The organism is Nannocystis sp. RBIL2, assembly GCF_026626745.1.
GTDB lineage: Bacteria > Myxococcota_A > Polyangia > Nannocystales > Nannocystaceae > Nannocystis.
In genome coordinates, this window is the sequence record NZ_JAPNJW010000002.1 from 842,072 (window position 1) to 868,361 (window position 26,290).

The window sequence follows — 26,290 nt, forward strand, 5'->3', positions numbered from 1 at the left end:
CGCTGGGTAGTCGGCCGCAACAGGCGAACCTTGGGGACATGTTCCATCGAGCATGTCCCTGCGGACATGCCCCGAACAACATGCTCTTCAGCTCAGGCCGGCCCGCCGCTCGGCGGCGAGCACGACGTTGTTGAGCAGGCACGCGATCGTCATCGGGCCGACGCCGCCGGGCACCGGCGTGATCGCCGACGCGCGCGCCTCGGCGGCCGCGAACTCGACGTCGCCGACCAGGCGACCATCGCCCAGGCGGTTCATGCCCACGTCGATGACCACGGCTCCCGGCTTGATCCACTCGCCGCGCACGAACTCGGGCCGGCCGATCGCCGCGACCACGACGTCGGCCTGGGCCACCTCGGCCGCGAGGTCGCGCGTGCGCGAGTGCGTCACGGTAACCGTCGCGTCGGCGTGGACGAGCAGCTGCGCCATCGGCTTGCCGACGATCGTCGAGCGGCCGATCACCAGCGCCCGCGCGCCTGCCAGGGCGAGCCCGGCGTCCGCGAGCAGCAGCATGCAGCCCTGCGGCGTGCAGGCGACGAAGCGCGGCTGACCGAGCATCAGGCGCCCGAGGTTGTCGGGGTGGAAGCCGTCGACGTCCTTGGCCGGATCGACCGCCAGCAGGATCCGCTGGGCGTCGCATTGCGGCGGCAGCGGCAGCTGCACGAGGATGCCGTCGACCCCACGATCCGCGTTGAGTGCGGCGACCAGGGCGAGCAGCTCGTCCGTGGTGGTGGTCGCCGGCAGACGATGGTCGCGGGCTTCGATGCCGATCTCGGCGGCCCGCTTCTCCTTGCTGCGGACGTAGACCTGTGACGCGGGATCGTCGCCGACCAGCACGACCGCCAGGCAAGGTCGGACGCCGCGCTCGGTGCAGGCTCGGACCCGCTGCTCGACCTCCGCGAGCAGACCGGCCGCGCGGGCCTTGCCGTCGAGCCGGCGCGCGCTCATGACGTGGCCGCCTTCGCGCTCGTCGACTCGGCCGGCTTGCTGGCGGTCGACTCGGTCTTGCTGGTGGAGCTGTCGCTCGCGGGCGTCGTGCTCGACTCCCCGCCCTTGCTCTTGTCCCCGCCCTCACCCGGCTTGGTGCTGGCGTAACCGTCCTTGTACCAGCCGCCGCCCTTGAGGTGGAACGACGCGGCCGTCACCTTGCGGACCAACTGGCCGCCGCAGGCCTCGCACACGGTGATCGGGTCGTCGCTCATCTTCTGGATGAACTCGGGCTCGGCTTCGCATTGCAGACAACGATAGGCGTAGATCGGCATGACCGTGGGTTCGCGCGGGAATGTAGGGTGCATGAAATTGTGGTCAAGACCCACCCCTGCCGCGCGCCACTTTGCGCCGGACCAGGTCCGGTCGGCCGGGCGCGCATCGCAGCCGGGTGCGCTCGCGTCGCCGCGCGCCGTGACCCGCCGGCCTTCGCCCGCGACGCCGCCGGCAAACCTGCTAGGCTCGCTGCGATGGTCCTCCGGCCCCGCCTCGCGCCGAGTTGGCGAACGGCTCGCCCGCGTGTTGGGGCTCACGCGCTGTTCGGATGGATCCCGCTCGCCCTCGCCCTCCTCACCAGCGGGCCTGCTCACGCCGCTCCGGCAGAGGACGACTGGAGCGTCGAGCGCAGCGCCGCCGACCCCGCGCTGGTCCAGCAGCGGTTCGAAAAGCTGCGCAAGCAGCCCTTCGATCAGGCCCAGTGGCGCGCGCTCGAGACGGTGCTCGGCAAGGCCGGCCTGGCCAAGCGGATCGAGGCCGGCCTGTCCCGAACGCCAGGTGACGTGTCCCTCGGGATCCTCGACGCCCGGGCCAAGCTCGGCCTCGGCGATCCACGTGGCGCCGCCACTCGTCTGGCCGAGCTCGAACCGCGCGCGGGCGGCCTGCGCAGCCGCGTGTTCAAGCTGCGCGTCGAGGCGCTGCAGGCCGGCGGCGACGCGCGCGGAGCCGTGGCCGCCCTCGAAGCCGCGGCCCAGGCGAGCAACGACGACGCGCTGCGCCTGCAGGCGCTCGACATCGCCGATCGCCACCAGCTCGGCCCGGAAGCGCTGCGGCTCGCGCAGGCGCTGGCCCGCGATCCGGGCAACGGCGCGGCGCAGCTCCGACTCGCCCGCGCGGCCGCTCGCGCCGGACAGACTGCGCCCGCCGAGGCCGCCTACGCCAAGGCCGTGACGGCCCTCCGCGGCGCGGATCAACTGAACGCGCGCGAGGAGTGGGCCCGGTCCCGCCTCTCCGCCGGGGACGCCGCGGGCGCCGGCGAGTTGGCGTGGGCGCAGGTCGAGGCGACGCGCGTCGGCAGCCCCGAGCGCGCCTCGGCGTGGGACCTGGTCCTCGAGGCAGGTGCGCGTCAGGCCAGCGGCGACACGCCGGCGCGGATCGAGCGCTTCCTCGGCCGCCCCGAGCAGGCCCGCGACGGCGCGGGCTGGCGCGCGCTGGCCCGGGCGCAAGCGGCGGGCGGCGCCGATCCGGTGGACGCCTGGCGCCGCGCGCTCGCGGCCGATCCCGACGATCCCGAGGCACGTGCTGCTTTGGTCATGTCCCTCGAGTCAGGTGGCGAGGCCGAGGCGGCGCTGGCCGAGTACGCCAAGCTCGGGCCCAAGAGCCCCGAGCGGCTGCAGCTCGGGCTCGAGCTGGCGGCGCGGCTGATCGGCACCGGCAAGCGCGAGCAAGGCCTCAAGGTCGCGGCCGAGCTCGAGGCCTCGGCCACCGCTCAGGGTGACGCGCTGCTGCGGCTGCTCGACTTCTACAACCTGCACGACGAGCCCGACCGCGCGCTCGCGGTGGCGCAGCGGCTGGTCCGCGCCCGCCCCCGCGATCCCGACGCGCGCGTGGCCCTCGGCGAGCAGCTGTTCCAGATGAACCGCGAGCCGGACGCGATGAAGGAGTGGGCGCTGCTCCCGGGCCTCGTGCGCCCCGGTCACGCCGGCTGGGCCCGGCACGCGGAGATCCTCGCCGAGCACCGCCGGCCCGAGGCCGTGCTGTCGTTGCAGAAGGCCCTGGCCGCCGCGCCGCGCGAGCCGAAGTACCTGCGGCTGCGCGCGATCCTCGAGACCGACGATCGCCTGCCGCACCAGGCGCTCGCCACCTGGCAGCAGGTGTTCGAGCTGACCCGCGCGCCCGAGCACCGGATCCTCCACGACGAGGCGCGCACGCGGATCGTCGACATCCTGGTCGGCGGCACCCTGTCGCAGTTCACCAGCCGCCGCCAGGCGATCGAGAAGCAGGCGCTGCTCGACCTCGACGGCAAGGACACTGACCTGGCTTTTGAGGCAGGTCTTCTTCTCGCCGAGATCTACACCCGCGAGGAGAAGTACGCCAAGGCGGTCGGGGTCCACGAGAAACTGGCGCGCCTGCGGCCGCAGGACCCGGAACAGCTGGCGGAGCTCGCGTTGGCCCTGCGCCGCGCCGGCCGCGGCGACGCGGCGATGGACGCGCTCGAGCGGATGATGACGCTCGACCCGAAGCGCAGCGCCGACGTCCTGGCCGAGCTCGCCGAGGTGGCCTTCGAGTCAGGTGACATCGAGCGCGTGCTGCTGGCCGCCGCGCACACCGAGCTCGACAAGGCCGACAGCGCGCGCGTGCTCATCCGGATCGGCGAGCTGTACGAGCGCCGCGGCGAGCCCGACCAGGCGTCGAAGCTGTACGAGGGATTGCTGCAGCGCGATCCGTCCAACGCGCCGGCGCACCTGCGGCTGGCGGAGATCGAGCTCGCGCGCGGGCGACCCGAGCGCGCCGAGGCGATGCTGCGCGCGATCGTCGAGAAAGGCGGGGCGCCCGAGGTCGTCGAGCAGGCCGGCCGACGCGCCCTCGACCTCGCGGAGACGCGCGGCGCGATCGCGCCGATCCTCGATCTCGCGCTCGCGCGGGCGCGCCGCGATCCGAGCGCCGACGAGGGCCGCGCGCTGCTGCTCGACGCCCTCGATCGCGCCAGTACCTCCGCGGTCAAGACGTGGTTGGCCAGCGGCGACGAGCCGGAGCGCACCGCGCGGACCGGCGCGCTCCGGCGCTCGCTGGTCGAGGCGCTCGCGCGCGGTCCCGTCACCGGTCGTCTCCGCGCCGCCGAGCACCTCGGCCGCCTCGCCCTGCCCCAGACCGCGCTGCCGCTCGCGCGCATGGGCGCGCAGCTGACCCCGCCGCGCGACGCCACCCGCACCGTCCGCACCGCGTTCGAGCAGGCCCGCGCCGCTGCCATCCAGGCCGCCGGCGCGCTCGACGAGCCCGAGGCCGTGCCGGTGTTCGCCGACCTGCTGCGCACCGGCGACGCCTCGCGCGAGAGCTGGTACGCCGCTGCGTGGGCGCTGGCCCGTAGCAGCGCCCCGGCGGCCGCCACCGAGCTGCGCCGGTTCGCCGCGCCCGAGCACGAAGGTCTGATGATCGCCCTCGCCTGCGCTTCGCTGGCGCGCGGAGGCGACCTCGCCGACCGTGAACGCGTCGCTCGCCTGGCCGCCGCGGCCAGCAGCCAGCAGGCTCGTCGGGTCTGCGCGTTCGCCCGCGCCGCGCTGACCGGGGACGACCAGCTCGCGCGCGTCGGCGCCGATCTGAACGCCACCGATCCGGTGGTCGCCGCGATCGCGGCCTGGCGCTTCGGACAGATCCGTAGCGATGCCGCGCGCGAGGAGGCCGTCGCGACGCTGCTCGGGCGTTACGTCGGTCCGCGCGGTCTGCCGCGGGACGCCGCCGGCGCCGCGCTCGGGCGATTGCTGGCGCCGTCGTCAGCGCGCGTCGAGTTGCCCCCCCTGCCGCCATTACGCGCCGGGAGCTGGGAGATCGCCATCGATCGGTGGCTCGCCCAGGCGATCGCGCCGCCGATCGAGGCCCTGCCCGCCTCGGTCCTGAGACCCCACACCGCCGCGCTGCAGCAGGCCCTCGCCGCCGCGGCCACGGGCACGCGCGCCGAGGCGTGGTCCCAGGACCGCCTGCGCCGCCCGTGCGCCGGCAGCGGCGAGCGCGACTGCCTCGATCTACGCCCCCTCATCCGCGAGCCGGTTCCGGCGCCTCGCGGGCCCGAGTCGCGTTGACAACGAGGCCGCGCGCGGATGAGGATCCCCGGGTCATGGAACTGGGCCTTGCCTGTTCGGTGTGTGGCCACCTCAACCAGCTGCGCGCCGTGAGCTGCGACCGGTGCGCCGCCGTCCTCGCGCCGCAACCGATCGCGCCCTCCGCGGTGCTGCCGAACCTCGGCGCGCACCCGGCCACGGGCGCTGGTTCGCCGGCGCGTCCGGTCACGCAGGTCTCGACCGCGTCATCGTCTCCCGCCACCGTCCCGCTGCCGTCGGGCATGCAAGCGCAGCCCCCCTCGCCGCAGAACGGCGCGGTCAAGCCGCCCTCGACCGTGATCTCGTCCGTGCAGCCGAGCAGCGCGGTGCCAGCTCAGCCGCGCTTCAACGCCGTGACCGGCGCCCCGCTCGAGGCGCTCCAGAGCAAGCCGGCCGCCAAGACCATGTTCTTCGGCGCGCTGCAGCAGCAGCACGTCGTCCCGCGGTTGGTCGTCATCAAGGGTGAAGGCGGCGACGGCGTCACCTACCACCTCAGCGCCACCAACCACGTCGTCGGCCGCAGCACCGGCGAGATCCGCTTCAACGAGGACTTCTTCCTCAGCCCCGAGCACGCCCTCTTCAGCGTCCAGGGCAACCGCCTGTTCGCCAAGGATCTCGGCAGCATCAACGGCGTGTTCGTGCGGATCAAGTCGCCGGTGCCGCTCGATCACGGCGACTGCTTCCTCGTCGGCGAGCAGCTGCTCCGCCTCGACAGCGCGCCCTTCAACGAGCCCGGCCCCGACGCCAACCACACCTACAGCTACACGAGCCCGCGGCCCGATGCGCGCTTCCGCGTGGTCCAGCTGCTGGCCGGTGGCGGCGAGGGTCGCATCGTCTCGGCCCAGGGCACCACGCTGACGCTCGGGCGCGAGGCCAACCACATGAACTTCCCGCAGGATCGCTTCATCTCGGGTCGCCACGCGCGCCTCGATTCGGCGTCCGACTCGCACCACATCATCTTGACCGACACCGGCTCGCGCAACGGCACCTTCGTGCGGATCAAGGGCGCCGTCGAGCTGTTCCACGGCGACTACATCTTCATCGGCCAGCAGCTGCTGCGCGTCGAGATCTCGTAAGCGACATTCGCTTCACGGCCCGTCGCGGCCTGAAGAAGGGGCCCCTGTTGTGATCATCTGTCCGAACTGCGGCAAGGAGAATCAGGACCACTACAAGTTCTGCCTCGGGTGTGGCGCGCGCCTGCCCGGAGGTGCTCCTGCGTCGGTGCCGCCGCGCGCGGGGCAAACGCCCGCGGGCACGCAGATCACCCCGCCGGTCGCGCCGCAGACCTCGGGCGGCACCGTCATCGACCCGCCGAAGCCGCCGCCGGTCAGCAAGGCGCCGGTGGCCGCGCCGACGCCCGCGGCTCCGTCCGCGGTCCCGACCCCGCCGGCCGCCGACGCGTCGCAGAACGGCTGCAACGCGTGCGGCATGTCCAATCCGCCGGGGTTCTTGTTCTGCGGTCGTTGCGGCAACCGCCTGGGCGCCGCCCCGGTCACTCCGCCGCCGGTGGCAGTCACTCCGCCCGTCACCGCCCGCCCCTCGTCGCGGCCCAAGCTGCGCGCGGCGCTCCACCTGCTGCGTGAGGACGGCAGCGACGGCGGCACCATCGATCTCGAGGACGGCCCGATCCCCTTCGGTCGCGACTCCGGCTCGCCCTTTGATCAGGACTTCTACCTCAACCCCAAGCACTGCGCCTTCACGGTGGAGTCCGAGGGGGTTCGCGTCGACGATCTCAGCCCGGTCAACGGCGTCTACCGCAAGATCGAAGGTCGCATCGAGCTGCAGCACGGGGACACCTTCCGCGTCGGCCAGGAGCTCCTCTATTACGAGGACCTGCCCGAGGCGGAGGCGCTGGCCGACGGCACCGAGCGCATGGGCAGCCCGAATCCTGGCTACTGGGGCCGGATCAGCGTGATCGTCGACGGCGGCCGCGCGTGCGAGGCCGTGCCGATCGTCGGCAACGAGTTCATCGTCGGGCGCGAGCGCGGCGACCTCACCTTCCCCACCGACGGCTACGTCTCGAGCATGCACTGCCGGATCGGCGGCGACGACGACGGCGTGTTCCTTGAGGATCGCGGCTCGTCGAACGGCACCTACCTGCGCGTGCGCAGCGGCCAGTGCGTCCCCTTCGGCAGCCTGCTGCTGATCGGTCAGCAGCTGTTCCACGTGCGCGAGAGCTGAGCCGCTACTCGGCGGTCGGAACAGGCGCTGCGCCCGGTTTGAAGAAGACCGGACGCAGCGGTTTGCCCTCGACCTCGCGGTACGTGAAGGCCTGCGACAGAGTGCGGGAGGTGCCGTCGCCGAAGTCGATGCGCACGTCGACCGGGCCGAAGCCCTCGGCCTCGGGCGTCTTGAGCGAGATGTGGTGGTCATCCTCGATGACCACAGCGCGTGCCGAACGCATCCCGAGGTAGACCACGGCGGGTCCGTGGCCGAGGAAATCGGCGCCGATCACACGGACCGCCTGGCCGCCGTCGCTCCCGCCGTCCGCGGGCTCGAGGCGCAGCTCGGACGGTCGGCCGCACGCGAGGGCGACGGACGCGAGGGCGAGAAAGCGAAAGCCGGCGCGCATGGCGGGAACATACCACCAGGCGCACCGGCGCGAGCCGCGAGGGCTCTTGGGGTCACACGACTTCGCGGCGCTTGAGCTCGCGGCGGATCTTGCCGAGCGCCTGCTCCTGGAGCTGACGGATGCGCTCGCGCGACAGCGAGTACTGCTCGCCGATCTCCTTGAGCGTGAGCTCGTCGCCGGAGTCGTCGAGGCCGAAGCGCTTGCGCAAGATGTCGGCCTCGATCGGACGCAGCTGGGTGATGACCTCGCGGACCTGCTCGCTGAGCGCCTCGGCCTCGAGGTTCTCGCCCGGCGCGGCCGCCTCGTCGTCCTCGAGGAAGTCGACCACGCGGCGGCCGTCGTCGTCGGACACCGGGCGATCGAGGCTGATCGCCTGGTCGAAGATCACGGTGCCCATGCGCTCGATCTTCTCCGACGCGAGGCCGGTGTGCTTGGCCAGCTCGTCGAGCTGCGGCTCGCGGCCGTGCAAGATCTCGAACTCACGGCGGGCGCGCGACAGCTTGTGATGGGCGTCGATCATGTGCACCGGCAGCCGGACCTCGCGGCCCTTGTCGGCGATGGCGCGGCTGATCGCGTGGCGGATCCACCACGACCCGTAGGTCGAGAAGCGGAAGCCCTTGCGATGGTCGAACCGATCGACGGCCTTCATCAGGCCGATGTTGCCCTCCTGAATCAGGTCCTGCAGCGGCATGCGGCCGTGGTTGAAGCGGCGCGCGATGGACACCACCAGGCGGAGGTTGGCCTTGACGAACGCGTTCTTGGCGACGCGCAGCGCCTCTCCGGCCTGCTTGACGCGCTGCACGTAGAGCTCGAACGGTCGGCTGCCCTGACGCGGCGGGTTGACCTGCATGTTGAGGCTCTCGCGGCGACCGGCCTCGAGGCCCTCGAGATCGGCATACACGAGGTCGGAGACGACGCCGTCGAGGTCGACCTCGGAGGCGCGCTCGACGAGCGTATGGCAAGCGGCCTCGAAGGCGGTGCGCGTCGCCCGGGTCTCGCGGTCGCGGAGATTGCGAGCGCTGGTCCTTAGGGCGTCGAGCTCGCCGCGCGGCACGTCCTCGTCGGTGAAGCGCGCCTCGATCAGCCCGGCGATCGGCTCGACGAACGGCGGATAGGCGAGCATCGCGGCCCAGTAGGCGCGGCGGAGATCGGAGATCCGCGTGGCGATGGTCAGCTCTTCCTCGGGGCTCATGACGCCGAGGCCGGCCATCTCGCGGAAATACACGCCGAGGAAGTTCGGCGACTCGTCGTTGGCAGCAGCCTCGCTGCCGCCTTCACGGACGCGCTCGGTACGCTCGGCGCGCGGACGGGCCGGGGTCACCGCGGGGGTCACCGAGCGCGGATTGGCCGCGGCCAGCGAAGTGCGCGGGCGGGCGCGAGCGAGCTTGGGGGGGGCTCCACGGGTGACTTTGCGGCGTGCCATGATGGACCTCGTTGGGTTGGGGTGCTAGTTTCGGGCCAAGCTAAGGGGCGAGTATTCGTGTCGCGGAATCCGCGGAATAGTCGTCTAGAGTGGGATACGAACGGCTTCGCGTGCGACGGGCCTGCGTTGGTAGTGTCGCCAGGCTCGACCGGGATCACGGAAGGACCTCTTGTTAGGCACCGTTTAGGCGCCTTCTGCTTCAAGGTCCTACGCAAGTCCGAGGTGGAAGTTTCATCACCCTCTGCGTCGGTAGAACTGCGCAGATGTAGGTGTACCTCGGCCGTTTTGTCTCACATGGAGCCGCATACAAGAGGCTTGACGACGCGGTAGCGGCTCGTTCCGCGGACCTGACCCAAACTGGGTACGGACCGCGGCCCCGTCCAGGGCATCGCGGCCGGAGCGCTTGTGATCTTCCTCCGTCGGCTTGACACGGGGTCACGAGGGTCGGAACCCGCGAGACACCGCTGTCATTCCCTCTGACATCGTTGTCACGCGGGCGCGACGCCTCTGCGCGACGATCGGACGCAGATCAGACGTCGTCGCGACGCTGCGCGAAGATCCAGATCTCGGGCGAGGCACCGCCATAGAAGCGACCGCGAGTGTCGCGACTACCGGACAGCTCGATCACTCGCGCCCCCATCGGGGCGAGCATCTTCGCCAGAGTGTGTGCGGAGTAGGCGCGGATCGAGATGTGGTGCTCGAATTGCCGACCGTCCTCGAACACCACCGTCCGGTGGATGCGGACGCGTCCGGTCGCAAAGTGCATGTCCGCCACGTCGAGCACGAGACAGCCTCGGCCCTGCCACCACGACCGACACGGCAAGACCCCCATCAGGTAGTCGCGGTTGAACACCTGCAGCGCGAGCTTGCCGCCGGGCTTGAGCACTTCGACCATGTCCTGAAGGCACTGTCGGTTCTGCTCGTCGCTCTCGAAGTAGCCGAAGCTGCTGCCCAGGCAGGTGACCGCGTCGTACGTCCGGTCACGCGGCAGGCTCCGCATGTCGCCGTGCAGGATGTCGAAGTTGAACTTGCTGGCCTCGTTGCGACGGGCCGCTCGCAGCAGCTGCGGCATCGAGTTGTCGAGGGCCGTGACGTCGAGGCCCAGGGCCGCGAAGGCGGTCGCGTGGCGGCCGTCGCCGCAGGCCACGTCGAGCAGCTTCTGTCCGCTCGCGAGGTCCAGCGACTTCTGCACGAAAGCGGCGTCGATCTCGGCGCTGGCATCGGTGTCGACCGGGAGGATCGCCGCGTAGTGGTCTCCGAAGACCTCCTCGTGCCAATTGCGGCGCTTGCGGCCGTCGCTTCGAGGAGCGGGCGGGGTCGCGGTCGACGGCTTCGACGGCGGGGCCTTCTCGGGCGGCGGGGGGCGCGGCGGAGCGACAGGCTTCTCGGCGGCGGCCGGCGGGGGACGCGGCGGTCCCGCCTTCTCCGGAGTCGGCGGCGGACGCGGCGGTCCCGACTTTTCGGGCGTCGCAGGGGCGGCCGCGGGCGGACGTGGCGGGCCCAGCTTTTCGGCGGCCGGGACCGGTCCGGTCGGTTGGCGGGGCGGCGGCGCGCTGATCGGCTTCTCGACCACCGGCGCCGGACGGGCCACGACGACCTCTTCCTGGACCTCGAGCGCGTCGTCCTCGATCTCGTCGTCGTCGGCCTCGGCCTCGGCTTCAGCGGCGTCGTCCTGGATCTCTTCCTCTTCCTCGACCTCCGCTTCGGCTTCGGGCTCGGGATCGTCGACCGGCAGCAGGGACGCCGACGCGGCCACCGCCGACATCACGTCCTCCACGTCGTCGTCGTCGCGCGGGCTGGGCTCCAGTCCGGGTGCGAGGCGCTCGAGAGCCATGACGTCGTCATCGTCGTCGACGAGCGCGCCGTTCAAACGCGTGAGCGACGGGATGACCATGCCCGCCCCTGTCTCCGGCGGGGTCGGAGCCGGCGCAGCCGGGCCGATCGGCCGCAGCTCGATGCTGAGGCCGCTGCCGTTGGCCGGCTCCGAGAGCGGCGCTGCGGCGGGTTTGGGACCGGTGGGCTGCTTCGCCGGGGCTCCCGGGGCCGACCCGTTGACGGGCCTGCCGGACCGCGTGGCGGTGATCGTGGGGATGATGATCCCGGCCGGGGGAGCCGGGGGCACGAGCATGCTGCGCAGGCGATCGTCGATCACGTCGAGCGAGTCGACGCCGCGCGCATTGCCGCGCGGGATGATCGTGAAGTCGAGCAGCCACTCCTCGGGAGATACCTGCCAGGTCATGCGACGTCGCCTCGCTGCAAGAGGGGCTGGCCCATGCGCACTGCAGTGGGCTCGTCGGTCGGCGCGAGCGGTCGGACGCCGGCCTGGGTCAACACCACCACGGTGCTGCCGAGATGGAACACGCCGAGCTCGTCGCCCTTGCGCAGGCGCACCGGCGGGTCGCACTCGACGCGCTGGATCTCGCGCGGATGCGGCGCGATGTGGCGATAGGCGCAGCTCATGTGGCCGACGCCGAAGGCCGCGATCATCACCACCGCGATCGTGCCGAACGGGGTGTCGAGGACGTGGATCAGGCGCTCGTTGAGGGCGAACAGGCGCGGTGCCCGCTCGAGCGCGGCGGCGGTGACCGGGAGCAACCGCCCCGGCACCGCGACCACGCGCTGCGCGGTGCCGTCGCACGGAGTGTGGACGCGGTGGTAGTCGCGGGGATGGAGATAAATGGTGGTCGCCAGGCCGCCGAGGAACGACTCGGCGAGCGCGTCGTCGGCGAGCAGCTCGCCGAGCGTGTACTTGTGCCCCTTGGCGATCACCGCCGTGTCGCGCTCGATCGGCGCCATGCCGCGGAGGAGGCCGTCGCACGGGGCGCTGAGCACCTCGCGGCGCGAATCGACCGGCCGGGCGCCCGGTCGCAGGCGGCGGGTGAAGAAGGCGTTGAAGCTGTCGTAACCGTCCTGCATCGAGCGCGGGTCGACATCTTCGAGGTCGACGCCGAAGTAGCGGACATAGGCAGAGACGAAGGCGCGACTCAGCGGCCGCGGCAGACGAGCGCGGGCGGCCGCGCCTAGAGCCTTGCTCGCAGCGCTCGCGCCCCAGTCGGGTGAAACGTCGAGGACTGCGGCCGCCAGGCGAGCGCGCCAGGGAATTTCACGATCCGACATCAGCGACCGGCAGCGTATCCGAGGCCGGGTTTTGGCCGCAAGCGGCGGCGAGGTCCCCGACCCTCGCGCGTGGACGCGCGCCGGCGAGGCAGCTCGGGAAGCCCAGGGAAGACACCCTCCGCACCGCACAATAGCAAACACCTACATTCTCCGGCCGACGCGCACCAACCGCGCGCCAGCAGCGCTCGGCCTGCCTGGCTGAAAGACCAGGATCTGCCGGAGCTGCCGGTCTCGGCGCTCGGTCCCGCGGAGGGACACGCGCACCTGGCCCAAAGTACAGGCTCGGCTCGTCGGCCAGCGCGCACGACCTGCACGAAACTGTCTCAAGGAACAGGATCGGCTCCTCGACAGCCAGGGGACCTCAACCCCGCCATCGCGCTCGACCTCCGAAGCGCCAAACGCCCGCGCCTGGTCGGCAGCGCTCAGCCCTGCTCGCCGCGCGTGGCGCCGGCTGCCCCACGCTCGCGTCCGGCAGCGCTCGTCCCCGCTCCGTCGCCCGCAGCGCCTAGCTGCTCATCCACGGAGACTCGACGAGGTGCTCGGGCTCGGCCGCGTGCGCCTGGAGGCTGCCGATGGCCGCGCGAGCCGACGAGAAGCCGAGAGTGCCCAGCAGCGTCCGCAGCTCCTCGGTGATCCGCACGCCCGCGCCGGGCTCGGCGAAGTTGGCGGTGCCGACCTGCACGCAGTGAGCGCCGGCCATGAGGAACTCGAGGGCGTCCTCGCCGCTGAGGATCCCGCCCATGCCACAGATCGGGAGATCCGGCAGCGCGCGCGCGACTTGATGCACCATCCGCAGGGCGATCGGCTTGATCGCCGGGCCCGAGAGACCGCCGTAGGTGGTGGCGATCTTGGGCCGGCGCGTGCGCACGTCGATCGCCATCCCGGTGATCGTGTTGATCAGCGACACGCCGGCGGCGCCGGCCTTCTGCACCGCGTCGGCCATGGCGACGATGTCGCTGACGTTCGGGCTCAGCTTGACGATGATCGGGACGCGCGAGACCTCGACGCAGGCGCGCGTCAGTCGGTGCGCGACCTCGGGGACGGTGCCGAACTCGATGCCGCCCTTCTTGATGTTCGGGCACGAGATGTTCATCTCGAGCGCGTCGATGCCCTGCCCTGCGCTGAGCTGGCGCGCGCAGTCGACGTAGGTCTCGAAGTCGACGCCGAAGAAGTTGACCCACACCGACACGCCGAGGTCCCGGAGGAAGGGCAGCTTGTCGCGCAGGAACGCCTCGACGCCGACGTTCTCGAGGCCGATCGAGTTGAGCATCCCGCCGGTGGTCTCGCAGATCCGCGGCAGCGGGTTGCCGAAGCGCGGCAGCGGCGAGATGCCCTTGGTCGAGATCCCGCCGAGCGCGCGCAGGTCGGTGAAGGCGGCGAACTGCTGGCCGTAGGCGAAGCAGCCCGAGGCCGCGAGGATCGGGGTGCGCAGCGCGACGGGGCCGCAGGAAGTGGTGAGGTCGATGCCTTCGGTCATGGCCAGCGCACCTCGCGAGCGTCGAACACCGGGCCGTCGGTGCAGCAGTAGCGGTAGGGTTTGGCGCCGTAGACCGGCACCGCGCAGCCGAGGCACACGCCGAAGCCGCAGGCCATGTTCTCCTCGAGGCAGAGGAAGGCCTGCACGCCGCGCTCGAGCACGAGGCGACGGACCGCGGCGAGCATCGGCGTCGGGCCGCAGGCGAGCACGCGCACCGCCTCGCCCGTGCGCGCGGCGGCGTCGAGGCGCGGCGCCAGGGCGGCGGTCACGTAGCCGCGCACGCCGGCGCTGCCGTCCTCGGTGGCGAGGTTGGCCCTGACGCCCCACGCGGCGAAGTCGTCGAGCAGCACCAGGTCGTCGCGGTCGCGGCCGCCGTAGTACAACTCGACCTGTCCCGAGAGACCTGCCCGATGAGCCATCCGCGCGAAGAAATGGAGCGGCGGCAGGCCGACGCCGCCGGCCACCAAAAGGTCGCGCACGCCGGCCGCCGGGCGTGGGAACGCGGCCCCGAGCGGGCCGGTGGTGACCAGGCGATCGCCGGGCTCGACCCGCTTGAGCCGCCGCGTGCCCTCGCCGTAGGCCTTGGCGAGGATCGAGAAGTGCGTCGGATCAGGCGCGTCGAGGATCGAGAAGGCCCGCGGGTTGAGCAGCTCCCTGCCCCACTCGCCGCGCAGCATCACGAACTGACCCGGGACGGCGTCGGCCACCGGGGTCGGCGCTGCAGCGGCGAGCTCGAGCAAGAAGTAGCCGCCCGAGAGGCGACGGTTGGCCTCGACGCGCACCTCGAACTGTGCCGCGGTCATCGCGGGCGAAATAGGCCAGCCGGGCCCGCCAGACAAGCGCGCGGAGCGTGACCTTGCGCGCGGAGCCGCTCGCCCGGGAGCGCTGTTCGGGGGCGCGTGCGAGGCTCGCCAGCGCGGGTTCGATCACGCGCGGCCAGGAGAGGCGCGCGGACCCGCGATCGCTCCCCGCGCCGAGCCGGGCGCGTGCCCCGGCGGCACCGCGAGCATCGGCTTGTCACGAGGAGAGCGGCCGCGGCGGCGGGACGCGCGTCGGCATGTCATCGTGGACATGTCGACATATACATGCCCAAAAGGACATGCATGAATGAACATGACTTTTCAGTCATTGCCTCATGAAGACCGCCGGCGCTCGCCGCCGACTTGCGCAGGACGTCCGCGTCAGCGCTGGGGCACGAACATGCTCATCGCTCGGCCGCCGATGACCGTGACCGTCGGCCCCGCGGTAGCGCTGTCACGCTTCGTGAACGCTCGTGCGCGGCCGTGCGGCGCACCAACGATCGCCGAGCGATCGCCGACGAGTTCGCAAGCTGGCTGCACTTGGCCGCTTCGACCTCGTGCCCCCTGCCCTCGCGCCCGCCGGCCGCGCGTCAGCGCTGGGCCGCTTCGGAGCGCTTGTGCGCCACGTTGCGGAACATGCTGACGGTGCGGTCGAGGCTCTCCAGCGTGTCGCCGAGGGCGCGGGCGTCGGCGCGGGCGAGCTCGCCTTCGGCGCGGCGGACGACGGCCTCGGCCTTGGCGATCGCGTCGCGGCCGAAGCGGGTGCCCGACATCGCCTCCTGCACCTGCGGCAGCAGCTCGCGGATGCTGTCGATCAGCTTCTCGCATTGCTGACGCCGGCGCTCGAGCTCCTCCGAGGCGCGCAGCTCGATCATGTAGGCCTGCGACTGCTTGACCAGCTCCTTGAGCTCGTCCTCCGTCAGGCCGCTGGTGGCGGTGACGGTGATGCACTGCTCGCGGCCGGTCTCGAGGTCCTTGGCGGCGACGCTGACGATGCCGTCGACGGAGATCGAAAAGGTCACCTCGACCTCGACCTGGCCGCGCGGGGCCTTGCGCAGGCCGCTGAGGATGAACTCGCCGAGCAGCTCGTTCTCGGCGGCCTTCTCGCTCTCGCCCTGCAGCACCAGGATCTTCACCGACGTCTGGTTGTCGCGCACGGTGGTGAACACGTGGCCGGCGCGGGTCGGGATGGTGGTGTTCTGCTCGATGAGGCGGTGGAAGTAGCCGCCGACGATCATGATGCCGAGGCTGTGCGGGGTGACGTCGAGCAGCAGCAGGTCGTGCTGCTCGTCGACCAGCGCGGCGGCCTGGATCGCGGCGCCGAGGGCGACCACCTCGTCGGGGTTGACGCCCTTGCACGGCTCGATGGCGAAGAACTCGGCGACCCGGCGCTGCACCAGCGGCATGCGGGTCATGCCGCCGACCAGCACGACGTCGTCGAGCTGCTTGCGATCGACGCCGGCGCTGGCGAGGGTGCGCTCGCAGATCTTGATCGTCTGCTCGATCAGGTCCTCGGTCAGGCCCTCGAGCTGCTGCTGCGTCAGCGGCTCCTGCAGGTGGAACACCTTGCCGCTCGGGCTGGTGTGCAAAAACGGCAGGTCGACGATCGCCTCGCGCGCGCTCGACAGGTCGCAGCGGGCCTTCTCGGCCGCGTCCTTGAGCCGCTGCATCGCCATCCGATCCTCGCGCAGGTTGACGCCGGTGTCCTCCTCGAAGGTCTCGATGAGGTACTGCATGACCCGCAGGTCGAAGTTCTCACCGCCGAGGAAGGTGTCGCCGGCGGTCGAGATGACCTCGAAGACGCCGTGGCCGATGGCGAGGATCGAGACATCGAAGGTGCCGCCGCCGAGGTCGTACACCGCGACCTTGCGCTCGAGGTTCTTGCCGAACCCGTAGGCCAGCGCGGCCGCGGTCGGCTCGTTGATGATGCGGATGACCTCGAGGCCGGCGATCCGCCCGGCGTCCTTGGTGGCCTGGCGCTGGTTGTCGTTGAAGTAGGCCGGGACGGTGATGACGGCCTTCTCGACCGGCACGCCGAGGTGCGCCTCGGCGATCATCTTCATCTCCTGCAAGATGAAGGCGCTGATCTCGGGGACGCTGTAGACCTGATCGCGGATCTTGAGGCGGATGTCGCCGTGCGGGCCCTCGGCGATCGTGTACGGGCAGGTCTGGGCGACGGTGCGGCCGGCGGTCGAATTCCACTTGCGGCCGATCAGGCGCTTGGCCGCGTAGATGGTGTTCTGCGGGTTCGTGAGCACCTGCCGCTTGGCGAGGTGACCGACCAGCCGCCGACCGCTCTCCGACAGCGCGACCATCGACGGCGTGGTGCGGTACCCACCCTTGTTGGGGATGACCTTCGGGACACCTTGCTCGACGATCGCCACGCAGGTGTTGGTGGTCCCCAGGTCGATCCCGACGACGTGCTCGGCCATGACGAGGTCGCAGACCTACCACGCTCAGGGCGTGAGCTGCCGCGCAAAAAGCTGTGTGTAGAGACACATCGGTCAACGTGCTCCGGCGCCGCGACCGGCGGCCTCGAGCTCCGTCTGGTAGCGGGCCCGACGCCGCGGGTCGGCGAGGAACTCCGCGGAGGCTCGCGCCCGATCGAAGAGCTCGGCGAGGATCGCCGCGAACGCGCCGAGTCGTTTGCCGTAGTAACGGTCCGGGTGCAGGTGGCGACAGGTCTCGAGCCAGGCGCGACGGATCGCGGCGTCGTCGCCGGTCGGCGCGAGGCCCAGTCGCTCGAAGTGGCCGATCTGATCGCGGCGCGCCCACAGGTCGAGCAAGCGATCCTGTTCGTCGCGCGCGAGGTCGAGATCGTCGCTGACGCGCGGGCCGCCGCGGAGCTCGAGGCGCACGGTCCAGCGACCGGCGACGCAGCGACACGCGGCCAGCCAGCGAGCGACCGGATCGCCGGCCGCCCACCCCGGCGGCGAGGCGGCCCACAGACCGTGCAGCGCCGGGCTGGACGGGCCAAAACCGGAGGCGGCCCCCGGCAGGGCGACGGCGTTGGCGGGGTGCATGGCGAAAACGAGCGTACTCCGGCGAGGCTCGCGATCGCGCGCCGACCGAGGTGAAGATCGTCACAAAATCGCGCCTCGAGGCGGGAGCCCGGCGGCGAGCCCCGGGAGCCCCGGCGAGCCGGCGGACGAGCGCGGACGCCCGGTGAAGGCCGCGAGAGAACAGCTAGGATGACGCCGGCATGCACCCCCTGCGGGTCTTCGTCGTCGCGCTGTCGCTGGCCGCCGGGCTCGGCTGCAAGCCGAAGGACTTGCGCGCCCCCAACCAGGCGTCGCTGAAGCCGACGTCCGAGCTGATGCCGGAGGCCGATCGCCTCATCAACGGGCTCCTCCTCGGCCGCGTGTCGGAGCTGCACGCGTGGATGTCTCCCAGCCTCAAGACCGTAGTTCGCCCGCCGGAGCTGGCGGCGACCGGCGAACGCCTGCGGACCCGCTACGGCCAGCCGATCGGGATCCTCGAGGAGAAGGTGCACAAGGAGGGCGACCTCACCTGGTACTCGGGGCTGGTGGTGTACGCCCGCGGCAAGGCCGGCGCGCCCGACCGCAAGGTCCGGCTGGTCCTGTTCCAGTTCGCCATCACGCCGGACCGCGCGCTGGATCGCCTGCTGGTCCGCGAGCACCTGGCGTTCGAGCAGATCGCCGGCCCGGCGCGCCGCTACTCGACGGTGACCCGCCTGCACTTCGTGAGCACCGGCGAGTGGACCATCGTCCACGGCGGCCCGCGCCGGATGACGAACTACCACCACAACCATCGCGCCCAGCGCTTCGCCTACGACATGGTCGTGATGAAGAGCGGCCGCAGCAAGCCGGTCGGCGGCAGCGGCAACAAGGCGTCGTACTGCTACGGCTACCCGGTGCTGGCGCCGGCCTCGGGGACGGTGATCCGGGCGGTCAACAACGTGGCCGAGAACGGCCCCGGGGCCACCGGCGAGGGCGGCGGCAACGGCGTCATCATCGACCACGGGTTCGGCGAGGCGTCGTCGCTGTGGCACATGATCCCCGGCACCGTGACCGTGAAGGTCGGCGACAAGGTCGAGCTCGGCCAGGAGCTCGGCAAGGTCGGCAACTCGGGCCACAGCAGCGGGCCCCACATCCACTTCCACGTGTCCACGAAGCCGGGCTCGCCCCAGGGCGAGCTCGGCCTGCCTGCCCCGTTCGTCGACGTGTACATCGACGGGGCCTGGTACGAGCGCGAGATGCCGGTCCGCAGCGACCGCGTGCGCCGCACCGCCACCGACCGCCTCGAACGCAAGCAGCGCGGCTCGGCCGAGGTGCTGATCGACGCGGCGCTGTGATGGCTGGCTCGCAGGACATGTCCTTCGGGACGTGTTCGAAAGGTCATGTTCCAAGAACAATGTCGATTTAGACATATTCTTGAAGTCATGCGATGGGGCCGGGGCGTATCACGTTGCGAGCGGGTCCGCCCTGCCCCGCCCTTGATTCGGCGAGGCTCGCAACGGCTCGATCTCGGATCGCCGCCTGTCTCGTGCGGTGAGGCGGACCCTCCCGCGCGGTGGCACGGGCGGGTCGCGGTCGTCCCGGCCCGCGCTCGTCGACATCGCTCGGTCGCCGGCACCGGCGCGGTCGCCCCCGGCGCGCGAGCGGCGAAGCAGCCCGCTCCCGCAGGGCGTCGTGGGCAGGCTCCGACCGCGGCGCCCGGGGCGTGCGCTCGTCGTCGTCGCTCGCCGTCGCAGGTCGCCGCGCGGCGCGGCCAACCGTTCACGCGCGGCGGCGTGAGCGATTCTCGGCCGGCGGCGGCGCGGCGGTCGCCTTGGCTCGCGGGTGGGCGCGCTCGTAGACGTCGACGATCCGGCCGAGGTCGAGGTGGGTGTAGCGCTGGGTGGTGCTGAGGCTGGCGTGGCCGAGCATGGCCTGGATGCTGCGCAGGTCGCAGCCGCCCTCGAGCAGGTGGGTGGCGAAGCTGTGGCGCAGGCCGTGCGGGCCGACGCGGGCGCGCGCACCGGTGGCCTCGCAGCGGCGGTAGACCAGCGCGCGCACGCTGCGGTCGCCGATTCGCTGGCCGCGGCGGCCGAGGAACAGCGCCCGCTCGCCCTTCGCGGTGATGCGCTTCGCACCTGAACTTTCGGACATGCGCTGCGCCGGCGACAGCAGCTGGGCGCGGACGCCGAGCCAGGCTCGCACCGCGGCAGCGCCGGGCGCACCCAGCGGGACCTCGCGGTCCTTGTTGCCCTTGCCGCCGACGACCCGCAGCGTCAGCGCGTCGCCGTCCCAGCGCAGGTGATCGAGGTCGAGGGCGACGCACTCGCCGACGCGCAGGCCGGCGCCGTAGAGGACCTCGAGGATCGCGCGGTCGCGCAGCCCGAGCGCGCCGTCGGCGTGGCCGGGGCCGTCGATGATGTCGGTGAGGTCCTCGACCGGGAGCGCGACCGGCAGCCGCTGCGGCAGCTTGGGCCGGCGCACCAGGGCGGCCTCGTTGTCGCCCATCTCGCCGCGCCGGCGCAGGAACTCGCCGAAGCTGCGCAGGGTCGAGAGCTTGCGCGCAGAGGTGCTGGCGGCCTGTTCGCCGAAGCGCTCGGCGAGGTCGGCCCGGACCTCGCGCACCGCGAGGTCGGCAAGCTCGGCCGGCCGCCCACGCCGGGCCTCGAAGCGCTCAAGGAAGTCGAGCAGGTCGCCGCGGTAGGCGCGGAGCGTGTGCGGCGACAGCCGCCGCTCGTCCCGCAGGTGCTCGAGGAAGCGCTCGACGGCGTCGCGCATGCCCGAGGTGTAGCGCGAGGCCGGCGGGTCACGAAATTTGCGTCGCGCGGGCCGACCCGAGCCGCGAGAGCGCGGCCGCGAGGCGCGCCGAGATCGGCTGCGAGGCGCAGGACCGTGCCACTTGCGAGCAGCGCCCGCGGGGGCGCAGTCAAACAGGCGCCGCTCGAGGTCGACCGCCAGGCGGGCCGCTTCTCTACCGGCTTGCGCTGCTCGCCAGGTCGCGCCGCTGCGCCCGCGAGTCGCCGGATCGGCCGCGCTTGGCCGAGGGCTGCCGCCTCGCGCCTCGATTGTCGAGCGCGCTCGTTCGCGCGTGTACTTATGGGCATGTCTTATGCGACATGTACTCTGCGACATATGCACCTCCGCCGCACGCGCCGCGGAGCTCGCCTCACTCGCAGGGCGGGTCGGCGAGCACGGTCGCGCCGCGCTCGCGGAGGGCGCGGATGTCGTCGCAGTCGCCGTCGTCGAGCGGGGCGCCGCGGGCGTCGAGGCGGTCATTCTGCCGGAACGCCTTGATCCCGAGCAGCACGCTGATGTCGTCGACCTCGGTGTCGCTGATGTCGATCTGATCGACGCCGAGCACCGTCTCGAGGCCGGAGAGGCTCTGCAGCGGCGTGCGGGCGACGCGGAGGATGTCGAGCTCGAGCCAGTCGGTGACGGGGCCGAGGCTGGTGATCCGCGTGCCGCTGGCGGAGAAGTCCACGAGCGCGGTCAGCGGCGCGAGCGGGCCGAGATCGGTGACCGGCGCGCCCGAGATGTCGAGGGTGGTGAGCGCGGTGGCGCCGGCGAGCGCGGTGAGGTCGGCGCTGTCGAGCGGGGCGTTGAGCAAGCGCAGCACCCGGAGCGCGGGCAAGCTGGTGACGACGGAGTAATCCATGGTGGCGCCGTCGATGAGGTCGAGCTGACGCAGCAGCGGCAGGCCGATCAGCGGCGCGAGCTCGGGGGCCACGCCCTGCCCGCCGAGGCCGAGGTAGTCGAGGTACTGGAGGCCGGCCACCGGGGACAGGTCGACGAGGCCAGGGTTGTCGCGCAGGTCGAGGCGCCGCAGATCGGTCAGGCCGGCGACTGCACCGATGTCGGCGATGGCGTTGATCCGGGCGGTCAGCGTGCGCAGCTGCGCCAGCACCTCGAGGCCGTCGAGGCTGGTCAGGAGGTTCTCGTCGAGGTCGAGGGTGACAAGGCCGTCGAGTCCGCCGAGGTCGGCGAGCGCGGCGATCTGGTTCTTCTCGAGCCCGAGCTCGACGAGGTCGGGCTTGCCCGCGAGGCCGCGGGTGTCGGTGATGGCGTTGGCGTTGGCCTCGAGGCGGCGCAGGCGGGTGAGGCTCGCCAGAGGCGCGAGCGACTCGATCGCGTTCTCGTCGATGTCGAGGTACTCGAGTTGCTCGAGGTCGGCGAGCGGACCGATGTCGCCGATCGCGTTGCCGTTGAGCGAGAGCGCGAACAGCTCGTGGAGGCCGGCGAGCGGGCCGATGTCGTCGATCTTGTTGTCGGACAGGACGAGCGACTCGAGGGCGACGAGGCCGGCGAGCGGAGCGAGGTCGTCGATCTCGCCGCGCGCGACGTCGAGGTGGCGCAGCGCGGTCATGCCGGCGACAAAGCCGATCGACTTCACGTCGGCGCCGCCGAGGGCCAGCTTCTCGAGCTTGACGAGGCGGGACAGCGGGTCGAGGCGCGCGATCGGGTTCTCCGACAGTTCGACCTCGCGCAGCTCGGTGAGCCAGGTCAGCGGGCGGATGTCGACGATCTCGTTGCGCGCGAGGCCGAGGGTCCGGAGGTTGACGGCGCACTCGAGGCCCTCGAGACTGGCGATGCCCCGCTCCGCCGCCTGCAGGCCGGTCAGCGTGGCCAGCGATTCTGCGGTGAGGACGGGCCCACCGCCGGTGCTCTCTTCGTCGTGCGCCTCGGGGTCGGCGAGGATGTCGAGCAGCAGCGCGCGCAGGGCCGGATCGGGGACGCCGACCTCGCCCTCGCACACCACCGCGCGCTGCGGGGCGAACTCCTCGCGCGCACACGCGAGGGACAGCGCGAGAGCGCCGAGCAGGGGGAAGATCGGCCAGGAGCGCATGCCGAGAGCGGGCCCCACGGTATCACAGATGCGCGCGCTCGCTGCGGAGGCATGCGCTCTGCTGCGCCCAGGTCGCTCGCGGCAAGGACGTCGACGCGCGAACCCTGCCCTGCGAGCGCGGCTGAACCTCGATGCTCGCTAGCTCATGCGAGTTCGCTACCGCAGTGTCGCCGGGCGGGCCCCTGCCCTGCGATCGCTCGCTGCCGCGGCGTCGATGCCTGCCCTGCGATCGCTCGCGTTCAGCCGCCGACGCGGAAGGTGCCGCGCACGGCTGCGTGGTCCGAGCCGCCCCAGCCGTCGGCGCCGGCGTCACGCAGCACGCGGGCGGTGCCCTTGACGAAGCTGCCGCCGCCGCCGCGGGTCGACAGGTAGAGGTGGTCGAGGGCGCGCGTGTCGCCGTCGTACACGTAGGTCCAGTCGTCGTCGCCCAGCTCCGCGGCCACGCGCACCGTGCCGCCGCCGGCCTCGATCGCCTGCAGCGGCTCCGACTCGGGCACGTCGTTGAGGTCGCCGCCCATCAGCACCAGCGCGTCGGGGTAGTTGTCGGCGGCGAGGTCGATGAGGTCGCGCGCGGCGGTCGCCTCGGCGAGGCGGCGCTCGGGGTCGTCGTCGTTCTTCGACTTGAAGTGGGCGACGAAGGCGATCAGGCGCCGGCCGCCGGCGTCGAGGTGGGCCTCGAGGTAGTCGCGGGCGAAGTGCGTCGAGCCGCCGTCGGGCAGCGGGATCGGGGCCTTGCCGTGGCTGCGGATCTCGATCAGCGGCAAGTTCGACAGGATCGCGGTGTCGATCGACGACACGAACCCCGTCTCGCCGAGGTAGGCGGTCTGGAACTGCGGCAGGCGCTTGGTGAGCGCGTCGAGGCAGGCCTGGCTCTCGACCTCCTGCAGCAGCACGACGTCGGCCTGCAGCTCGTCGATGGCGTCGGCGATCTGCTGGGCGCGGTAGTCGAACTCGGCCTGCGAATAGGCCTCCTCGAAGGCTCCGCCGCCGCACTGGCCGCTGTCGCACACCATGTCGAAGAACAGGTGGACGTTGAAGGTGGCGACGACGATGTCCTCGGGGCCAGGTGGCGGCAGGTCCGGCGGCGTCGGCTCGGAGGTCGAGGTGTCGGCGCCGCTGTCACTGCTCGTGTCCTGGTCGGGGACCAGCGCGGGGCAAGCGAGCGAAGTGGCCGCGAGGGCGAGGACGCTCAGGCGGAGGCGCGCACGAGGCATACGGGCGAGCTTGCCCCGGACGGGCGCGCGCGTTGAGTCCTCGAATGTGGACGATGCTGTGCTTTCAGACATGACTCAAGAGACATGTTCACCGGCGCCGCCCTCGACCGCGACCAGGCGCTCGTGGAGCCGGCGCAGGGCCTCGTGGGCGTGGCGCGGGCTGAGCTCGTCGGGGTGGAGGGCCCGCAGATCGGCCAGGATCGCGGCCAGGGGCGGCGGGAGGCTGTCGACCGGCTGCGGGGCCGGCGCGGGCGGGGTGAACAGGTCGAGCTGCGGCACCGGCCGCGCCTCGCCCTGGGCCTGCTCCAGGCGCGTGAGCAGCTTCTGCGCCCGCCGCAGCACCGAGGCGGGCAGACCGGCGAGGCGGCCGACCTGGATGCCGTAGCTGCGCTCGGCCGGGCCGGGCTCGACGCGGTGGAGGAAGACGATGCTGCCGCGCTCCTCGTGGACGGTGACGTGGGCGTTGCGCAGGCCGACCAGGCGCGCCTGCAGCTGGGTGAGCTCGTGGTAGTGGGTGGCGAACAGGGACCGGCAGCCGATCTGGTCGTGGAGGAACTCGGTGATCGCCCACGCCAGCGCGAGGCCGTCGTAGGTGGCGGTGCCGCGGCCGATCTCGTCGAGCAGGACCAGGCTGCGCGGGGTCGCCTGGCTCAAGATCTGGGCGGCCTCGCGCATCTCGACCATGAAGGTCGACTCGCCGCGGCCGAGGTCGTCGGCGGCGCCGACGCGGGTGAACACGCGGTCGACCACGCCGACGCGGGCGCGCACCGCCGGGACGAAGGCGCCGGCGTGGGCGAGGATCGCCACCAGCGCCGCCATGCGCATCGCCGTGCTCTTGCCGCCCATGTTCGGGCCGGTGAGCAGCATCAGGCGCCCTGCCCCGCCGCTCTGGGTGGTCGAGGCGCGCAGCGCCAGGTTGTTGGGCACGAAGCGGCCGGCGTCGAGCATGCGCTCGACGACCGGGTGGCGGCCCTCCTCGATGTCGAGGACTGGCTCTTCGACCATGTCCGGACGGACATACGCGTGCGACTCGGCGATCTCGGCCAGGCCGGCCAGCACGTCGAGCCGCGCCAGCGCCTCGGCGGCCGCGAGCAGGCGATCGCCGGCGGCCGAGACCTGCTCGCGCAGCGCGGTGAACAGCTGCTGCTCGCGCTCGAGCGCGGCCGCGACGGCGCCGAGCACCGCGGTCTCGTGCTCGGCCAGCTCGGCGGTCACGTAGCGCTCGGCGTTGGCCGTGGTCTGCTTGCGCACGTACTCGGCCGGCACGCGCGACAGCTGGGTCTTGAGGACCTCGATGTAGTAGCCGAACACGCGGTTGTGCTGGACGCGGAGGTTGGCGATGCCGGTGCGCTCGCGCTCGCGGGCCTCGATCGCGGCCAGCGCCTCGCGCCCGCCGTCGCGCAGGCCGAGCTGACGGTCGAGCTCGGGGTCGGCGCCGGCGCGGATCATGCCGCCGTCGCGCTGGTGCGCCGGCGGGTCGTCGACCAACAGGCGGACCAGCGCGGCGTGGACGTCCTGCAGCAGGTCCTCGCCGAGGTCGAGCAGGACCGGCAGGCCCGACGCTTCGGCCTGGCCCTCGGGACCTGCTCCATCGGACATGTCCGGATGGACCTGTCCCTCGGTGAGCAGCGGGGCGCGTCGGCGGGCCAGCTCGCTCAGCAGCTCGGCGACCCCGGGCAGGGCCGCCAGCGACTGGCGCAGCGCCGCGAGCTCGCGCGGGCTGACGGTGCCGAGGCGGGCGCGCGCGGCCAGGCGAGCGATGTCGCGGACGTCTCGCAGGCGGTCCTGCAGGTCGCCGCGCACGCGCGGCTCGGCGAGCAGCGCCTCGACGGCGTCGTGGCGCTCGCGGATCGCCCCGAGCGCGCGCAACGGGGCGCCGAGCCAGGCCCGCAGCAGGCGCGCGCCCATGGCGGTGCGGGTGGCGTCGACGGCCCACAGCAGGCTGCCCTTGCGCTGGCCGTCGCGAAGGGTGCGGAACACCTCGAGGTTGCGCAGCGAGGCGTCGTCGAGCACGAGGTGGGCCTCGAAGGCCTGGCGCCGCAAGCGGTGCAGCAGCAAAGTCTGGCCGGGCTGGGTGTCCTCGGCGTAGGCCAGGGCGAGCGCGGCGGCCAGCGACTCGACCGGCGCCAGCGACTCGCCGCCGCTCTCCTCGCGCAGGCGCTTGACCCGGGCCAGCTGCGCGGCGCCGACGGCGGCCGGGTCGCGGCCCTCGAGACGCGGACACAGCGGGCCGAGCTCGAGGCCCAGCCACGGGTGCAGCCCCGGCTCGCACACGATCTCGCGCGGCGCCAGGCGCGACAGCGCGGCCCGCACGGCGCCCGCGCCCTCGCACGTGACGACGAAGAACTCGCCGCAGGAGATGTCGAGCACGCCGAGGCCGTAGCTGCCGGCGGCGTCGTGGACCAGCGCGACCAGGTAGTTGGGCTCCTCGCCGCGCAGGTGCTCCTCGTCGACCAGCACGCCCGGGGTGACGACGCGGACGACCTCGCGGCGGACGATTTTGTTCGGCCCCTTGCGCAGGCGGGCCTGCTCCGGGGTCTCCATCTGCTCGCAGATCGCGACCTTGAAGCCACGCTCGACCAGAGTGCGCAGGTAGCCGCCGATCGCGTGGTACGGCACGCCCGCCATCGGCACCGGGTTCTCGACCTCGCCCTTGTCGCGGGTGGTGACTGCGATCTCGAGGACGGGCCCGACGGTGATCGCGTCGTCGAAGAACATCTCGTAGAAGTCGCCCATCCGGAACATCACGATGGCGTCGGGGAACTGACGCTTGATGTCGAGGAACTGGCGCATGACCGGCGTGTCGGCCGAGGTGTGCGGAGCGTTCACGGCCGAGTTTCTATAGCTCAGCGCGGCATCGCGCGGCACAGCG

General features: G+C 72.1%; 18 protein-coding genes. 4 read left to right on the forward strand and 14 right to left on the reverse strand.

Annotation, left to right across the window (positions count from 1 at the left end; all coding sequences use genetic code 11):
- Nucleotides 1-87 precede the first annotated feature (87 nt).
- A complete protein-coding gene (gene folD, locus OV090_RS28575) occupies nucleotides 88-945 on the reverse strand; it encodes a bifunctional methylenetetrahydrofolate dehydrogenase/methenyltetrahydrofolate cyclohydrolase FolD (RefSeq protein ID WP_267707791.1) in 858 nt (285 codons plus the stop codon).
- On the reverse strand, nucleotides 942-1,292 hold the full coding sequence (locus tag OV090_RS28580; RefSeq protein ID WP_267707792.1) for an FmdB family zinc ribbon protein: 351 nt from the start codon (nucleotides 1,290-1,292) through the stop codon (nucleotides 942-944). The genes folD and OV090_RS28580 overlap by 4 nt, the downstream gene beginning before the upstream one ends.
- Nucleotides 1,293-1,454: 162 nt before the next feature.
- Between OV090_RS28580 and OV090_RS28585 the strand changes: the two genes are divergently transcribed.
- From OV090_RS28585 to OV090_RS50990, 3 genes are read left to right on the forward strand one after another with little or no spacing between them, the layout of a single operon-like run.
- Nucleotides 1,455-4,997 carry a tetratricopeptide repeat protein gene (locus OV090_RS28585; RefSeq protein ID WP_267707793.1) on the forward strand — a complete coding sequence of 1,181 codons (3,543 nt, stop codon included), beginning with the start codon at nucleotides 1,455-1,457 and terminating at the stop codon, nucleotides 4,995-4,997.
- A gap of 35 nt (nucleotides 4,998-5,032) precedes the next feature.
- The gene (locus tag OV090_RS28590) at nucleotides 5,033-6,091 is read left to right on the forward strand and encodes an FHA domain-containing protein (protein ID WP_267707794.1); all 1,059 of its coding nucleotides are present in this window, start codon (nucleotides 5,033-5,035) and stop codon (nucleotides 6,089-6,091) included.
- 49 nt (nucleotides 6,092-6,140) lie between these two features.
- On the forward strand, nucleotides 6,141-7,196 hold the full coding sequence (locus OV090_RS50990; RefSeq protein WP_267707795.1) for an FHA domain-containing protein: 1,056 nt from the start codon (nucleotides 6,141-6,143) through the stop codon (nucleotides 7,194-7,196).
- Between the two features lie 4 nt (nucleotides 7,197-7,200).
- Here the strand turns inward: OV090_RS50990 and OV090_RS28600 are convergent, their stop codons facing one another.
- The 8 genes from OV090_RS28600 to OV090_RS28635 form a co-directional block, all read right to left on the reverse strand.
- The gene (locus OV090_RS28600; protein ID WP_267707796.1) at nucleotides 7,201-7,587 is read right to left on the reverse strand and encodes an IPT/TIG domain-containing protein; all 387 of its coding nucleotides are present in this window, start codon (nucleotides 7,585-7,587) and stop codon (nucleotides 7,201-7,203) included.
- Between the two features lie 52 nt (nucleotides 7,588-7,639).
- Nucleotides 7,640-9,010: a sigma-70 family RNA polymerase sigma factor gene (locus OV090_RS28605; RefSeq protein ID WP_267707797.1), complete on the reverse strand. Its 1,371-nt coding sequence runs from the start codon at nucleotides 9,008-9,010 to the stop codon at nucleotides 7,640-7,642.
- Between the two features lie 529 nt (nucleotides 9,011-9,539).
- Nucleotides 9,540-11,249 carry a class I SAM-dependent methyltransferase gene (locus OV090_RS28610; protein WP_267707798.1) on the reverse strand — a complete coding sequence of 570 codons (1,710 nt, stop codon included), beginning with the start codon at nucleotides 11,247-11,249 and terminating at the stop codon, nucleotides 9,540-9,542.
- Nucleotides 11,246-12,127: an archaetidylserine decarboxylase gene (asd, locus tag OV090_RS28615; RefSeq protein WP_267707799.1), complete on the reverse strand. Its 882-nt coding sequence runs from the start codon at nucleotides 12,125-12,127 to the stop codon at nucleotides 11,246-11,248. Before asd ends, OV090_RS28610 begins: the two co-directional genes overlap by 4 nt.
- 505 nt (nucleotides 12,128-12,632) lie before the next feature.
- Nucleotides 12,633-13,604, reverse strand: coding sequence for a dihydroorotate dehydrogenase (locus OV090_RS28620; RefSeq protein ID WP_267707800.1), 972 nt, complete (start codon nucleotides 13,602-13,604; stop codon nucleotides 12,633-12,635).
- Nucleotides 13,601-14,407 (reverse strand): dihydroorotate dehydrogenase electron transfer subunit, encoded by an 807-nt coding sequence (locus tag OV090_RS28625; protein ID WP_267707801.1) that lies wholly within the window; start codon nucleotides 14,405-14,407, stop codon nucleotides 13,601-13,603. The genes OV090_RS28620 and OV090_RS28625 overlap by 4 nt, the downstream gene beginning before the upstream one ends.
- A gap of 587 nt (nucleotides 14,408-14,994) precedes the next feature.
- Nucleotides 14,995-16,836, reverse strand: coding sequence for a molecular chaperone DnaK (gene dnaK, locus OV090_RS28630; RefSeq protein WP_267707802.1), 1,842 nt, complete (start codon nucleotides 16,834-16,836; stop codon nucleotides 14,995-14,997).
- Nucleotides 16,837-16,908: 72 nt separating this feature from the next.
- Nucleotides 16,909-17,427, reverse strand: a complete 519-nt coding sequence (locus OV090_RS28635; RefSeq protein WP_267707803.1) for a J domain-containing protein — start codon at nucleotides 17,425-17,427, stop codon at nucleotides 16,909-16,911.
- Between the two features lie 179 nt (nucleotides 17,428-17,606).
- On the opposite strand from OV090_RS28635, the gene OV090_RS28640 reads away from it, so the two are divergent.
- Complete coding sequence (locus OV090_RS28640; RefSeq protein ID WP_267707804.1) at nucleotides 17,607-18,719, forward strand: M23 family metallopeptidase; 1,113 nt, start codon at nucleotides 17,607-17,609, stop codon at nucleotides 18,717-18,719.
- 424 nt (nucleotides 18,720-19,143) lie between these two features.
- Here the strand turns inward: OV090_RS28640 and OV090_RS28645 are convergent, their stop codons facing one another.
- The 4 genes from OV090_RS28645 to mutS form a co-directional block, all read right to left on the reverse strand.
- Complete coding sequence (locus OV090_RS28645; RefSeq protein WP_267707805.1) at nucleotides 19,144-20,139, reverse strand: tyrosine recombinase XerC; 996 nt, start codon at nucleotides 20,137-20,139, stop codon at nucleotides 19,144-19,146.
- A gap of 388 nt (nucleotides 20,140-20,527) precedes the next feature.
- A complete protein-coding gene (locus tag OV090_RS28650; protein ID WP_267707806.1) occupies nucleotides 20,528-22,204 on the reverse strand; it encodes a leucine-rich repeat domain-containing protein in 1,677 nt (558 codons plus the stop codon).
- A gap of 239 nt (nucleotides 22,205-22,443) precedes the next feature.
- The gene (locus tag OV090_RS28655) at nucleotides 22,444-23,418 is read right to left on the reverse strand and encodes an endonuclease/exonuclease/phosphatase family protein (RefSeq protein WP_267707807.1); all 975 of its coding nucleotides are present in this window, start codon (nucleotides 23,416-23,418) and stop codon (nucleotides 22,444-22,446) included.
- 75 nt (nucleotides 23,419-23,493) lie between these two features.
- Nucleotides 23,494-26,247, reverse strand: a complete 2,754-nt coding sequence (mutS, locus tag OV090_RS28660) for a DNA mismatch repair protein MutS (protein WP_267707808.1) — start codon at nucleotides 26,245-26,247, stop codon at nucleotides 23,494-23,496.
- Nucleotides 26,248-26,290: the final 43 nt, after the last annotated feature.